Origin of the sequence: Vibrio paracholerae (assembly GCF_037672085.1) — a bacterium.
Classification (GTDB): Bacteria; Pseudomonadota; Gammaproteobacteria; order Enterobacterales; family Vibrionaceae; genus Vibrio; species Vibrio cholerae.
In genome coordinates this window covers 887586-902514 of sequence record NZ_JBBHLM010000002.1, presented here as the reverse complement: position 1 = coordinate 902514, position 14929 = coordinate 887586, and the positions used below count along the sequence as shown (strand labels likewise).

Here is a 14929-nt window from a genome sequence, read left to right as displayed (position 1 = left end):
ATTCAAGAATTCGTACTTTATTGCTTTAGGTATTCTAGATGAGTACAAATTCTCATGCATTCTAACGAATACCTAGCTTGTGTGCAGTTTGAAAGGTTTAGAAAGACCAATTTTTTAGGATTTGGATACAAAAAAATGCGGCTTAAGCCGCATTTAGAGAAACGACAGATAACTAGGTCTACTTAAGATTGAGACAAACAAGCGTAGTAGCTCTCTGCCAAACTATTTAGGAAGGAAAAATAGCTACCCGCTTTGAGTTCAATTGAGCTGCCAAGTGGATCAAGCACACCAATTTTCGCTGGCGTACCTCTAACAACGGTTTCGATAATCGCTGGCTCAAATTGCGGTTCTGAAAACACACACTTAGCACGTTGATCATTTAGCGCTTTTTTAATCGCAATCAGTGTCTTAGCTCCTGGCTTTCGCTCAGGACTCACCGTGAAGTGGCCTAGATTATTTAATGCAAAATGCTGTTCGAAATAGCCATAAGCGTCATGAAAAACGTAATAAGGTACGGTCGTGACAGGTTTGAGCTTTTCACCTATCGCGTTGTCTTGCTCGGCAAGGTTCGCTAAAAAGCGAACAAGATTATCTTGATACTGCTGCTGCTGATCCGCATCGAGCTCAATCAGTTTTGCCGTAATTGCACTTGCAACTTGTCCTACAGGCCCAATCCCTAACCAGAAATGAGGATCATAATGCCCGTGATGATGCCCATCATGCTCATGCTGCTCCTCCTCGCCATATTCTCGCAGTGCTAAATTGGGTACTTGGCTTAATGTTAGTGCTGACGTACGACCTTCCAGCAGTTTACTCATGAAGGGTTCAAGATCCAGACCAAACCAAATAACCAAATCTGCTTGTTGAATCCGCTTTACATCTGAAGGGCGTAGCGCATAATCGTGCGGCGATGCTCCAGAAGGTAAAAGTACATCGGGAGTCCCCGTCCCCAGCATCAACTCGTAAGTGATCATCTGTATCGGCTTGATGCTGGTCAGAACTTCGATTGCGCTGGCTGATTGAGCAAACAGTGCTGCGACAGTAAGTAAAAAATATCTCGATAACATGATCGCCAAACTCCAGTTAGTGGCTTTTATTGGGCATGAATGTTACTTTATAACATAACCATTTTGCAAATGAGTTCTATTCCATGGCTATTCTGATTGAATTGCAAGACATATGCGTCGACTTTGAACAAAGACGTGTGCTTGACAATATCCGGTTAACTCTCACCAAAGGCAATATTACAACGCTTATCGGCCCCAACGGTGCAGGAAAATCAACCTTAGTGAAAGTCATTTTAGGATTACAATCATTGAGTTCAGGAAAAATCATTCGCCAATCGGGAATTCGTATCGGCTATGTTCCGCAAAAACTCAAACTCAATGACACATTACCGCTGACGGTGAACCGCTTTTTAAAACTGGCTGGCCGTTTTAGTACTCAAGAGCTATCGGAAGCCTTACGCCTAGTGGGAGGTGAGCATCTTCAAAGTAGTGATATGCATAAACTCTCCGGCGGTGAAACACAGCGTGTATTGCTCGCCAGAGCTTTATTACAAAGGCCCGACTTGCTTGTGCTCGACGAGCCTGCTCAAGGGGTTGATGTACAAGGACAAATTGACTTATACGACCTGATCCACACCTTGCGTAACCGCTTTGGCTGCGCTGTGTTGATGGTTTCTCACGATTTACATTTGGTGATGGCCAAAACCGACGAAGTGATCTGCTTACAACACCATGTTTGTTGCTCTGGCTCGCCGGAGAGCATCGCCAAACACCCGAGTTATTTAGCGATGTTTGGCCATCGAAGCCGAGACACGCTGGCTTTTTATCAACACCACCACGAGCACCACCACCACGATTTATCTGGCTTACCGGTCAAAGGGAAAGCGAGTGTTTGCTCACATCATTCACATGGTCACCACAAACATGATTGAACTTCTTCTACCTTCTCTTCTTGCTGGTCTCGGAATTGCCATTATTGCTGGCCCTCTCGGATCTTTCGTGGTTTGGCGCAGAATGGCTTATTTTGGTGATACCCTTGCTCACGCCTCACTACTGGGTCTGGCGCTCGGTTTTTTACTCGACATCAATCTGTATCTGGCACTATTGGTCTGCTGTTTGGGGATGGCGGCCATTTTAGTGGCGATGCAAAAGCAAAAACTCATCGCGACCGATACCCTACTTGGGATTATGGCGCACAGTGCGCTATCGCTCGGTATGATTGCGGTGAGCTTTCTTGATAATGTCCGCATCGATTTGATGAGCTATCTGTTTGGTGATTTGCTCGCGATTAGCCCATCCGATCTTACCTTTATCTGGTTCGGTGTCGTCACTGTCAGTTTGATTGTCTATCTCCTCTGGCAACCCCTTCTCTCGACTAGCGTGAATGAAGAGTTGGCCTTTGTTGAAGGAACCAACACTGACCTGATGCGTTTAATCTTGATGCTACTTATCGGTTTGGTGATTGCCGTCGGGATGAAATTTGTCGGGGCTTTGATTATGGGCTCGCTGTTAATCATCCCCGCGGCTACTGCTCGCCGTCTTTCACGCACCCCAGAAGCCATGGCGTTTTGGGCAATTGGACTGGGTGTATTAAGTGTGATCGGTGGGTTGGCGCTATCTTGGCACTTTGACACACCTGCAGGTCCGTCGGTGGTGGTTTCTGCTGCGGTATTGTTTGTACTCACCCAGTTTAAACGGATCGCTTAACGCTGTATCACATTAGCCTTTAGTAAAAAGAATTGGCTTTTAGTAAAAAGAAACCCCGAAACAGTGTTCGGGGTTTTTATCATCTGAATCAGTAATTAAGAGATTACCAGCCAGTCACTTCACGCAGCGCTTTGCCAATATCGGCAAGACTTTTTACTGTCTTCACGCCCGCAGACTCAAGTGCTGCAAATTTCTCTTCCGCGGTACCTTTACCACCAGAGATGATCGCACCAGCATGACCCATGCGTTTGCCCGGAGGAGCCGTGACACCCGCGATATAAGAAACAACCGGTTTTGTGACATTAGCTTTGATGAAAGCAGCCGCTTCTTCTTCCGCTGTCCCACCGATTTCACCGATCATCACAATCGCTTCAGTCGCTGGATCTTCTTGGAACATCTTCAGGATGTCGATGAAGTTTGACCCCGGAATTGGATCGCCACCGATGCCTACACAGGTTGACTGGCCGAAACCTTCGTCTGTGGTTTGTTTAACCGCTTCATAAGTCAAAGTACCAGAGCGAGAAACGATACCCACTTTACCTTTCTTATGAATGTGTCCTGGCATGATGCCAATCTTACACTCATCCGGTGTGATCACACCTGGGCAGTTAGGGCCAATCATACGAACGCCAGTCTGTTCCAGTTTCACTTTGACATCAATCATGTCAGTGGTAGGAATGCCTTCAGTGATCGTCACGATAAGCTTGATGCCAGCATCGATCGCTTCCAGAATCGCATCTTTACAAAATGGTGCAGGTACGTAGATAACGGTTGCGGTTGCGCCAGTCTCTTCAACCGCTTCACGAACGGTATTAAATACAGGCAAACCTAGATGAGTTGTACCGCCTTTACCTGGCGATACACCACCAACCATTTGTGTGCCATAAGCAATCGCCTGTTCTGAGTGGAAAGTACCTTGACCACCGGTGAAACCCTGACAAATGACTTTAGTGTCTTTATTGATAAGAATCGACATTATTTGCCCTCCGCCGCGGCAACTACTTTTTGCGCTGCGTCTGTCAAAGATACAGCTGCAATAATATCTAGACCTGATTCTGCCAGCACTTTACGTCCAAGTTCTGCGTTTGTACCTTCAAGACGCACAACCACTGGAACGCTTACACCAACTTCCTTAACTGCACCGATAATGCCTTCTGCAATCATGTCGCAGCGCACAATGCCACCAAAGATGTTCACCAGTACGGCTTTTACATTGGTATCAGACAGGATGATTTTGAAGGCTTCTGCAACACGCTCTTTGGTCGCGCCACCACCTACGTCAAGGAAGTTTGCTGGTTTTCCGCCGTGCAAGTTAACAATGTCCATCGTACCCATCGCAAGGCCGGCACCGTTAACCATACAACCTACGTTGCCATCCAGCGCGACGTAGTTCAGTTCCCATTTTGCTGCGTGTGCTTCGCGCGCATCTTCTTGAGAAGCATCGTGCATTTGACGCAGTTTGGGTTGACGATACATAGCATTGGAGTCGATGTTGATTTTGCCATCAAGGCACAGCAAGTTACCTTCTGCAGTAATCACTAGCGGGTTGATTTCCAGCAGTGCGAGATCATATTGAGCAAACATTTCACCCAAGCCCATGAAGATTTTCACGAACTGTTTGATTTGATCACCTTGCAGGCCTAGCTTGAATGCCAACTCACGACCTTGGTAGGCTTGTGGGCCAACCAGTGGATCAATTGCCGCTTTGTGGATCAGCTCTGGGGTTTCTTCTGCCACTTTCTCAATTTCCACGCCACCTTCAGTCGATGCCATGAAAACAATACGACGTGTAGAACGGTCAACTACCGCACCAAGATAAAGCTCATTGGCGATATTTGATGCTTCTTCAACCAAAATTTTTGAAACCGGTTGGCCATTTGCATCCGTTTGATAAGTCACTAGGTTTTTACCTAGCCATTTTTGTGCAAACGCTTTTACGCCTTCTTTAGTGTCATGCAGTTCAACGCCACCTGCTTTACCACGTCCACCTGCGTGAACTTGGCATTTTACGACTTTCTTGGCTGTGCTGATGCGTCCTGCAGCTTCAAACGCTTCTTGTGGCGTATCACAAGCATAACCTTCCGGTACAGGCAAACCGAATTCTGCAAACAGCTGTTTAGCTTGATATTCATGCAAATTCATTGTGTTGTTCCATTTGTTTATTGTTCTTCCATAGAGTCCATTGAGCTGAACTTTACGTTTGTAGGGTCACTCTTGAGCGAGTAGCCAATCTTTGGCCAAAGCCAGGTCGGACGTTGAGCATGTCCGACCCTTTTCTCCATTACTCAGAAATCTGAGCAATAGACAGTTTAAACATCGAGCAGCAGACGGGCTGGATCTTCTAGCAACTCTTTAACGGTCACTAGGAAACCGACCGACTCACGACCATCGATTGAACGGTGGTCATAAGAAAGCGCTAGATACATCATTGGCAGGATTTCAATCTTGCCATCCACCACCATGGCGCGGTCTTGGATCTTATGCATACCCAGAATCGCCGCTTGTGGCGGGTTAATGATAGGCGTTGACATCAGTGAACCAAACACACCACCGTTGGTGATGGTAAAGTTACCGCCAGTCAGTTCGTCTACGGTCAATTTACCGTCACGACCTTTTTCTGCTAGCTCTTTAATGCCTTTTTCAATTTGCGCCAAACTCAAGGTATCGCAGTTTTTCAGTACTGGAGTAACCAGACCACGTGGGGTTGATACGGCAATGCTCACATCAAAGTAGTTGTGGTAAACCAGATCATCACCATCGATAGACGCATTCACTTCTGGGTAACGCTTCAGCGCTTCGGTGACGGCTTTCACGTAGAACGACATAAAGCCCAGACGGATGCCATGACGTTTTTCGAACACATCTTGGTATTGCTTACGCATATCCATGATAGGTTTCATGTTCACTTCATTAAACGTCGTCAGCATAGCCGTGTTATTTTTCGCTTCCAACAGACGCTCAGCGATACGCTTACGCAGACGTGTCATTGGCACGCGTTTTTCACTGCGACCGGCTACAGGAGCCAGTGCTGCGACAGGGGCTTCAGCTTTCGCAGCCGGTTTGGCTTTGTTCGTGGCTAAATGTGCATCGATGTCTTCACGGGTAATACGACCACCTACACCAGAACCTTTAACTTGGCTTGCTTCCAAGTTATGTTCTGCAAGCAGGCGACGAACTGCAGGGCTTAGCGCATCATTGCTTTCTTCAGTTAGTGATGCTTTGTGGCGTTTATCTGGTGATGGCTCTGTTGCATCTGGAGTATCTTGGGTTGGCTCACCCGCCACAGCGCCTGGCTTCAAACGCGCCAGCAGTTGTTTAGAAAGCACTGTCGCACCTTCTTGTTCCAAAATAGCTTCCAGAACACCTGCATCGGGTGCTGGAACTTCCAGCACCACTTTGTCAGTTTCAATTTCAACGATCACTTCATCGCGAGCAACCATGTCACCCGGCTTTTTATGCCACGTCGCAACCGTGGCATCCGCAACTGATTCAGGCAAATCTGGAACCAGAATTTCAATGGTCATAATGGTATCTTCCTTATACTTCTCGTTCTTACGCTAGGGTCAGAGCGTCTTCAATCAACGCTTTTTGTTGTTTCATGTGCACCGACATATAGCCGACCGCAGGAGATGCCGAAGCGGGACGACCTGCGTATTTCAGATCAGCACCCGCTGGAATCGCAGCGCGGAAGTTATGTTGGCTACTGTACCAAGCACCTTGGTTTTGCGGTTCTTCCTGACACCAGACGTAATCCACCACATTGGTGTAATTTGCAATGGCCGCTTGTACTTCTTCCAGAGGGAATGGGTACAACTGTTCGATACGAACAATCGCCACGTCTTGTTGTTCATTGGCTCGGCGCTGTTCAAGGAGATCGTAATAAACCTTACCAGAACAGAACACAACGCGTTTTACTTGCGACGGATTCAGCGCATCAATTTCACCAATCGCCGGCTGGAAAGTACCGTTGGCAAGATCTTCCATACTGGAGACACACAGCGGATGACGCAGCAGCGACTTAGGAGACATCACCACCAGAGGGCGGCGCATTGGGCGAACCACTTGACGACGAATCATGTGGTAAACCTGAGCAGGGGTAGACGGAACAACCACCTGCATGTTTTGCTCAGCACACAGCTGTAAGTAACGCTCTAAGCGTGCAGAGGAGTGCTCAGGGCCTTGGCCTTCATAACCGTGGGGCAACAGCATAGTCAGGCCACATAGACGACCCCACTTCTGTTCACCAGAGGAGATAAACTGGTCAATAACCACCTGCGCACCGTTAGCAAAATCACCAAACTGTGCTTCCCACAAAGTCAAACCGCTAGGCTCCGCTGTCGCATAACCGTATTCGAACGCCAATACCGCCTCTTCTGACAATACTGAGTCAAAGACTTCAAACGGGCCTTGGCCAGCATGGATCTGAGAGAGAGGAATATAAGTACTCGCATCGTTTTGGTTATGCAGAACGGCATGACGGTGGAAGAATGTTCCACGACCAGAGTCCTGACCCGAGATACGAATGCGCTTGCCATCATCAAGCAATGTGGCATACGCGAGCGTTTCGGCCATACCCCAATCCAGCATCTTCTCGCCAGAGATCATAGAGAGACGATCTTGGTAGATTTTTTCTACACGGCTATGAAGAACATGGCTTTCCGGGTATTGGCAAACTCGGCGAGCAAGATCTTGTAAACGCTCCATCGCATATTCGCTATTCCAAGGAATATGCCAGTCGTGGCCTAAATACGGTGACCAGTCCACAGAGTGCATCGCCATTGGACGCCACTCTTTGACCACTACTTCACCGTGATCTAGGGCGTCGCGATATTCATTCACCAGTTGAGTCGCGGTTTCGAGATCGCACTCACCACGCTCAGTTAACACATCTGCATACAGCTTGCGAGGTGTTGGATGCTTCTTGATTTTTTGGTACATCAACGGCTGAGTTGCGTTTGGCTCATCCGCTTCGTTATGACCATGACGGCGATAACACACCAGATCAATCACCACATCGCGTTTGAATTCATTACGGTAATCAAGCGCTAGACGAGTTACAAAGGCTACAGCTTCAGGGTCGTCTGAATTCACGTGAAAAATCGGTGCCTGTACCATCTTGGCAATATCGGTACAGTACATGGTTGAGCGAGTATCGCGTGGATTTGATGTCGTGAAGCCCACTTGGTTATTGACCACGATACGTACTGTACCACCAACGCAGAAGCCACGAGCTTGAGACATGTTGAAGGTTTCAGCCACCACACCTTGTCCTGCAATCGCAGAGTCACCATGGATAGTGATAGGTAGCACTTTACTGCCATCTTCATCACCCAGGCGGTCTTGACGCGCGCGAACTGAACCCATCACAACAGGGTTCACAATCTCAAGATGCGATGGGTTGAAAGCCAGTGCTAAGTGAACATCACCGCCCGGTGTCGCAAAGTCAGCGGAGAAACCTTGGTGATATTTCACATCACCTGTGCCCCAGCCTTCGCCATGTTTACCGGCAAACTCATCAAACAGATCTTGCGGTTTTTTACCCAGAACGTTGACCAGCATGTTCAAGCGACCGCGGTGCGCCATCCCAATCACCACTTCACGCATGCCACTGGCACCCGCGTGACGGATCATCTCTTTGGTCATCGGAACTAAGGCATCCCCCCCTTCGAGAGAGAAACGTTTAGCACCAGGGAATTTCGCACCAAGATAGCGCTCTAAACCTTCAGCGGCAGTCAGCTCTTCAAGGAAAGTACGCTTTTCTTCTTTACTGAATACAGGGGTACCCACAACTGGTTCGAGGCGCTGTTGAATCCAACGCTTCTGCTCAGTGTCGGTGATGTGCATGTATTCTGCACCGACAGAGCCACAGTAGATTTTTTGTAGGGATTGATAGATATCTTTCAGCTTCATCGTGTCTTTGCCAATCGCAAAGGAGCCCACGTTGAAGGTCTCTTCCATATCTTCTTGGGTCAAATTATGGAATGAGGGATTCAGCTCCGCCACTTCAGGGCGGTTCCATAAACCGAGAGGGTCAAGCTTGGCAGCTTCATGACCGCGGAAACGGTATGCGTTAATTAGCTGCAGTACTTTTACTTGTTTTGCATCGACTTCAGGATCACTAACTTGGACATTGTAATGCTTAGTCTCTTGAGCGAGTCGTCGGAAGTAGTCACGGACGCGTGAGTGCGGTTGTTCAACCACATTCGTTGGGTGCGCAGGCAACCCATCAAAAACACGTTTCCACTCCTCACTTACCAGATCGGGATCACTTAGATACAGTTCGTAGAGATCTTCTACGTAAGTTGCATTGGCGCCAGCCAAGTGTGAAGACTCGAGCCATGCCTTCATCACGCCGTTGTGCATTTTTTTCCCTTAACCAGTAGTTTTCACGTTTGCTGCGGTCTTATCGCCGAGCTATAAAAGGCAGGCCCGAAGGCCTGCAATTTTCAATTTAAACTGAACGATTGATCAACATGGACTTAATGTGTCCAATGGCTTTCGTTGGGTTTAATCCTTTCGGACAAACACTGACACAGTTCATGATGCCGTGGCAACGAAAAACGCTAAACGCATCATCAAGATTCGATAAGCGTTCATCTGTCGCAGTATCACGGCTATCAATCAACCAACGATAAGCAGCCAACAAACCTGCAGGTCCGATAAATTTATCCGGATTCCACCAGAATGAAGGGCAAGAAGTCGTACAGCAAGCGCACATAATACACTCGTACAGACCATCTAAATGCGCCCGTTCTTCAGGGGATTGCAAGTTCTCTCTTGAAGGGGGTAATGCATCATCTGCAATCAAGAAAGGCTTAACTTTCGCATAGTTATCGTAAAACTGAGTCATGTCGACAATCAAGTCACGAACCACAGGTAATCCTGGCAGTGGACGAATCACAATTTTGTCACCTTTTAACGCAGACAAAGGCGTGATACAAGCTAGGCCATTCTTACCATTCATATTCAGACCGTCCGAGCCACAAACCCCTTCGCGGCATGAGCGGCGGAAAGCGATACTTGGATCTTGCTCTTTGAGCAGAATCAAAGCATCCAACACCATCATGTCAGACCCTTCTTCTACCTCAAGAATGTAGTCTTTCATGTAGGGTTTGTTATCGACATCCGGATTATAGCGATATAAAGAGAAGTTGAGTTTCATATTGAGTACCTCCCTTAATATGTACGCACTTTAGGCGGGAACGGGTCACGGTAAACCGGAGTCATGTTGACCTCACGCTTACTCATCTGTTCCGTTTCCGGATTGTAGATTGAGTGGCACAACCAGTTCTCATCATCACGCTCTGGATAGTCAAAACGCGCATGTGCGCCACGGCTTTCAGTACGGTAGTTTGCCGCTACTGCGGTCGAAAATGCCGTTTCCATCAGGTTGTCCAACTCTAAACACTCAATACGTTGAGTGTTAAATTCGGTTGATTTGTCCGCCAGATGGGCATTTTTCAAACGTTCGCGAATGACTTTGAGCTCTTCCAGCCCCTCAGCCATTGCCTTACCTTCACGGAATACCGAGAAGTTGTTTTGCATGCAGCGTTGCAGATCTTTACGGATAACAACTGGGTCTTCGCCACCTTTGCTGTTTTCCCAACGCATAGTGCGAGCCAGCGAAGCTTCGATATCCGATACAGTCGCAGGGCGAGCCTCAGCTTGAGCACGCAGAGTTTCACCAAGATGTAGACCCGTTGCGCGGCCAAATACCACGAGATCAAGCAGTGAGTTGCCGCCTAAACGGTTGGCACCATGTACCGATACAGAAGCGATTTCACCACAAGCAAACAAGCCTTGAACTTCGACATCTTTACCATGGCAGTCTTGTTTGATCGCTTGACCAGACACTTGTGTTGGTACACCACCCATCATGTAGTGACAGGTTGGGATAACAGGAATGGGTTCTTTCACTGGGTCCACGTGAGCAAAGGTACGTGATAGTTCACAGATACCCGGTAGGCGAGATTCCAATACATCACGACCTAAGTGATCCAGTTTCAGTTTGATGTGTGGACCCCAAGGACCGTCACAGCCACGACCTTCACGGATTTCGATCATCATTGAACGTGCAACCACGTCACGACCGGCCAAGTCTTTGGCATTCGGCGCGTAGCGTTCCATGAAACGTTCACCATCTTTATTCAGCAGATAGCCACCTTCACCACGACAGCCTTCTGTAACCAGAACGCCAGCACCTGCAATACCCGTTGGGTGGAATTGCCACATTTCCATATCTTGCATTGGTACGCCAGCACGCAAAGCCATACCGACACCATCGCCTGTGTTAATGTGTGCGTTGGTGGTTGAAGCGTAAATACGACCTGCACCACCTGTCGCAAGCACTGTTGCTTTGGCTTTGAAGTAGCACATTTCGCCTGTTTCCATGCAGATCGCGGTACAACCGAGCACCGCACCATCTTGGTTTTTCACCAGATCCAGCGCATACCATTCCGAGAAAATGGTGGTTTTATGTTTAACGTTTTGTTGGTAAAGCGTGTGTAATAGAGCATGACCAGTACGGTCTGCTGCTGCTGCCGTACGAGCAGCTTGTTCGCCACCGAACTCTTTTGACTGACCGCCAAAAGGACGCTGATAAATCGTGCCGTTCTCAAAACGAGAAAAAGGTAGCCCCATGCGCTCAAGTTCAATCACGGATTCCGGGCCATTTTTACACATATATTCGATGGCATTTTGGTCGCCGATATAGTCGGAACCTTTTACCGTGTCATACATATGCCACTGCCAATCATCTTTATGTGAGTTACCCAAAGCCACAGTAATACCACCTTGAGCGGATACCGTATGAGAACGAGTTGGGAACACTTTTGAAAGCAGTGCGCAAGTTAGGCCTTGCTCAGAAATTTGTAGTGCAGCACGCATGCCTGCACCACCTGCGCCGATTACTACGGCGTCAAAAGAACGAACTGGAATAGTCACTTAGGCACCCCACAATACAAATAGGCCAGAGAAGAAGTATCCAAGTAGAACGGCGATGACCACAAGTTGCAGCCCCGCTCGCAATTTGGAGCACTTAATGTAATCCGTCAGTACTTGCCATAGACCAATCCAGCCATGAATCAATACTGAAACTAATGCCAACATTGTGAAGACTTTGGTGAACGTACTACCAAAGAATTGAGTCCACGCAACATAAGAGATGTCCGTGAACGCGCAAAAACTTACGATATAAATAGTGTACAAAACTAAGATGATCGCTGAAGCGCGGATCAATAAGTAATCGTGGACACCATTACGACCAAAGGAAGAGACATGTTTTACCATACCAGAACCCCCGCCAGTAGAGACAATACAACCGTAGCGGCAAAAGCTACTTTGGCGCTCGCGGCACCGGATTCCAGCTCTTCAAAGTGACCAAGATCCATCAATAAATGACGAATCCCACCAGCAATATGGTAGGCCAGAGCAGTTAGAATTCCCCACAACACGAATTTCACGAAAAAGCTATCAACAATGTTGCTCGCTTCCATAAATCCGACAGGTGAGGAGAGAGAGAGGGATAACAACCAAAGCAAAATCCCAACCGCAACAAACGTAATCACCCCCGACACACGGTGGAGGATGGATGCGATTGCTGAGATCGGAAAGCGAATGGTCTGCAAATCTAAATTAACAGGTCTTGACTTTCTTTCTTTCACGGGCTTGCTCACTCAGCTCCATTGAGCATTTATAGTTATGGATGAATTCTGGTCGAAAATGCACATAATTTAACATTTACTCAACATTTCAACCGCCAAATCGGCGACTTAATTGTAGTTTAAATGTTACACCCAAGTCTAAAATCTATAAGTTAAATTTCTTTCTAGCCTTGAATTTATAAGGTCTCTCACAGAATTTTCTGTGTCACTATACGGACTGCAACATTCTAATACAATTGCTGTAACAATTTTTGCTACACAGAACAGATTTTTAACTTTATACGTATAAAAAATCAAAGTAAGTGCACACATCAGAGGAGAATAATTGACTTTGATTAAGATCGGACGTACAAGAATCACACACAAAACATCCTGGACGGATTAAATTATAAACAAAGGAGATGGTTATGGCGGATAAGAAAGCGACCCTTCACATCGAAGGTAAAGCGCCAATCGAACTGCCAATTATGGATGGATCGCTTGGTCCACAAGTAATTGACGTTCGTTCTTTAGGCTCAAACGGTTACTTTACTTTTGACCCGGGTTTTCTTGCCACTGCATCCTGTGAATCTCAAATTACTTATATCGATGGCGCTAAGGGCATTCTGTTGCACCGCGGTTACCCTATCGATCAGTTAGCCAATAACGCTGATTACTTGGAAGTGTGTTACATCCTTCTTTACGGTGAAGCCCCTAATCGTAAGCAATATGAAGAGTTCAAGAAAATCGTTACTCGTCACACTATGGTTCATGAACAGATCGCGAGCTTTTTCCACGGTTTCCGCCGTGATGCTCACCCGATGGCTGTGATGTGTGGTGTGGTGGGTGCGTTAGCTGCTTTCTATCACGATTCACTCGATATCAATAACGACACCCACCGAGAAATTGCGGCTTATCGTCTGCTTTCCAAAATGCCGACCTTGGCTGCGATGTGTTACAAATACTCGGTTGGTCAACCGTTTATTTACCCACGTAACGATTTGAGCTACGCAGAAAACTTCCTGCACATGATGTTTGCCACACCTTGTGAGGAGTATGAAGTGAATCCTATCGTGGCTCGTGCCATGGATAAAATTTTCACTCTACATGCGGATCATGAACAAAACGCATCGACATCGACTGTACGTCTGGCAGGTTCATCGGGTGCTAACCCATTTGCGTGTATCGCAGCAGGTATCGCTTCTCTTTGGGGGCCTGCACATGGTGGCGCAAACGAAGCTTGTTTACGTATGCTTGAAGAGATCGGCTCTGTTGATAAGATTCCTGAATACGTAAGACGTGCAAAAGACAAAGATGACCCATTCCGTCTAATGGGCTTTGGTCACCGCGTGTACAAAAACTACGACCCACGTGCCACGGTAATGCGTGAAGCGTGTCATGAAGTGCTTAAAGAGCTAAGCATTCAAGATCCACTGCTCGATGTCGCGATGGAGCTTGAGCGTATTGCGCTGTCTGATGAGTACTTTATTGAGAAGAAACTCTATCCTAACGTCGATTTCTACTCAGGCATCATTCTGAAAGCCATTGGTATTCCTGTGTCTATGTTCACGGTGATCTTTGCGATGTCTCGTACTATCGGTTGGATTGCTCACTGGAATGAAATGCACAGCGATCCGGACAACCGTATTGGTCGTCCACGTCAGTTGTACACAGGTCAAAAACTGCGCGATTTCACACCCTTACATGAACGCAGTTAATCATTGATTCAAAAGCAAAAGAGCGAGATTTTCTCGCTCTTTTTTATTGTTCTAAACTGGATTGTCAATATCAATGAAGGTCACATCAAAGCCGTGGTTTTCCGCGAGCCATTCCCCTAGCGCTTTAATTCCGTAGCGCTCGGTAGCATGGTGACCTGCGGAAAAGTAATGGACCGACTGCTCACGTGCCGAATAGGTTGTACGCTCCGAGATTTCTCCAGAAATAAAAGCATCTAAACCTCGGCTAACCGCGAGTTCAATATAGTCTTGCCCACCACCAGTACACCAACCGACAGTTTCAATCAACTTATCGGCTTGTTCGGGAGCAATATGCAAAGGTGTACGATTCAGGACTTGGCCAATCCGATGAGCTAATTCTTCTCCGGTTAACGGTTGTAAAAAGTGCCCAAACATCGCAACTGATTGAGGATGCCCTTCCAACCCACCATCAACGCAGATCCCGAGTCGCTGCGCAAGCTGAGCATTGTTGCCCAACTGTGGATGAATATCCAAAGGCAGATGGTAGGCATACAGATTAAGATCATTTTGTATAAGCGTACGTATCCGGCGACCTTTCATACCTCGAATGGCCTCGGGTTCATTTTTCCAAAAATAACCGTGATGCACCAATAATGCATCGGCTTTGAGCTCAATCGCAGCGTCAATCAGCGCTAAACTCGCGGTCACACCGGTGACAATTCGTTTGACTTCCGCTTTACCTTCGACTTGTAAACCATTAGGACAATAATCTTTAATTAACTGTGGGGACAATGTCTCATTTAACAACGCTTCTAGCTGTAAATTGTTCATCTTGTAATCCATTGAGCAACAGAGATGGCGTGGTTATAACAATTTC

General features: G+C 47.2%; 13 protein-coding genes. 3 read left to right on the top strand and 10 right to left on the bottom strand.

Annotated features, from left to right (window positions below; genetic code table 11):
• Nucleotides 1-182: 182 nt before the first annotated feature.
• On the bottom strand, nucleotides 183-1067 hold the full coding sequence (gene znuA / locus R4537_RS09540) for a zinc ABC transporter substrate-binding protein ZnuA (protein ID WP_071177860.1): 885 nt from the start codon (nucleotides 1065-1067) through the stop codon (nucleotides 183-185).
• 83 nt (nucleotides 1068-1150) lie between these two features.
• On the opposite strand from znuA, the gene znuC reads away from it, so the two are divergent.
• A complete protein-coding gene (gene znuC / locus R4537_RS09535) occupies nucleotides 1151-1939 on the top strand; it encodes a zinc ABC transporter ATP-binding protein ZnuC (RefSeq protein WP_000996146.1) in 789 nt (262 codons plus the stop codon).
• Nucleotides 1932-2714, top strand: coding sequence for a zinc ABC transporter permease subunit ZnuB (gene znuB, locus R4537_RS09530; protein ID WP_000571527.1), 783 nt, complete (start codon nucleotides 1932-1934; stop codon nucleotides 2712-2714). Before znuC ends, znuB begins: the two co-directional genes overlap by 8 nt.
• Before the next feature lie 103 nt (nucleotides 2715-2817).
• Here znuB and sucD read toward each other — a convergent pair whose 3' ends face one another.
• From sucD to sdhC, 8 genes are all read right to left on the bottom strand, one after another.
• Nucleotides 2818-3690, bottom strand: coding sequence for a succinate--CoA ligase subunit alpha (gene sucD, locus R4537_RS09525; protein WP_071177861.1), 873 nt, complete (start codon nucleotides 3688-3690; stop codon nucleotides 2818-2820).
• Nucleotides 3690-4856, bottom strand: coding sequence for an ADP-forming succinate--CoA ligase subunit beta (gene sucC / locus R4537_RS09520; protein ID WP_001048578.1), 1167 nt, complete (start codon nucleotides 4854-4856; stop codon nucleotides 3690-3692). Before sucC ends, sucD begins: the two co-directional genes overlap by 1 nt.
• A 167-nt stretch (nucleotides 4857-5023) precedes the next feature.
• Entirely contained in the window at nucleotides 5024-6238 is a 1215-nt protein-coding gene (odhB, locus tag R4537_RS09515) for a 2-oxoglutarate dehydrogenase complex dihydrolipoyllysine-residue succinyltransferase (RefSeq protein WP_000151226.1), read from the bottom strand.
• Between the two features lie 28 nt (nucleotides 6239-6266).
• The gene (gene sucA / locus R4537_RS09510; protein WP_071177862.1) at nucleotides 6267-9077 is read right to left on the bottom strand and encodes a 2-oxoglutarate dehydrogenase E1 component; all 2811 of its coding nucleotides are present in this window, start codon (nucleotides 9075-9077) and stop codon (nucleotides 6267-6269) included.
• 88 nt (nucleotides 9078-9165) lie between these two features.
• Nucleotides 9166-9876, bottom strand: coding sequence for a succinate dehydrogenase iron-sulfur subunit (locus R4537_RS09505; protein WP_000772966.1), 711 nt, complete (start codon nucleotides 9874-9876; stop codon nucleotides 9166-9168).
• A gap of 14 nt (nucleotides 9877-9890) precedes the next feature.
• The gene (sdhA, locus tag R4537_RS09500) at nucleotides 9891-11657 is read right to left on the bottom strand and encodes a succinate dehydrogenase flavoprotein subunit (RefSeq protein WP_071177863.1); all 1767 of its coding nucleotides are present in this window, start codon (nucleotides 11655-11657) and stop codon (nucleotides 9891-9893) included.
• Entirely contained in the window at nucleotides 11658-12002 is a 345-nt protein-coding gene (gene sdhD / locus R4537_RS09495) for a succinate dehydrogenase, hydrophobic membrane anchor protein (protein WP_000238620.1), read from the bottom strand.
• Nucleotides 11996-12388: a succinate dehydrogenase cytochrome b556 subunit gene (sdhC, locus tag R4537_RS09490; RefSeq protein WP_000043019.1), complete on the bottom strand. Its 393-nt coding sequence runs from the start codon at nucleotides 12386-12388 to the stop codon at nucleotides 11996-11998. Before sdhC ends, sdhD begins: the two co-directional genes overlap by 7 nt.
• 395 nt (nucleotides 12389-12783) lie before the next feature.
• Between sdhC and R4537_RS09485 the strand changes: the two genes are divergently transcribed.
• A complete protein-coding gene (locus tag R4537_RS09485; RefSeq protein WP_000763927.1) occupies nucleotides 12784-14073 on the top strand; it encodes a citrate synthase in 1290 nt (429 codons plus the stop codon).
• A 51-nt stretch (nucleotides 14074-14124) separates the two neighbouring features.
• Here the strand turns inward: R4537_RS09485 and R4537_RS09480 are convergent, their stop codons facing one another.
• Complete coding sequence (locus tag R4537_RS09480) at nucleotides 14125-14883, bottom strand: Nif3-like dinuclear metal center hexameric protein (protein ID WP_057643397.1); 759 nt, start codon at nucleotides 14881-14883, stop codon at nucleotides 14125-14127.
• Between the last annotated feature and the right edge of the window lie 46 nt (nucleotides 14884-14929).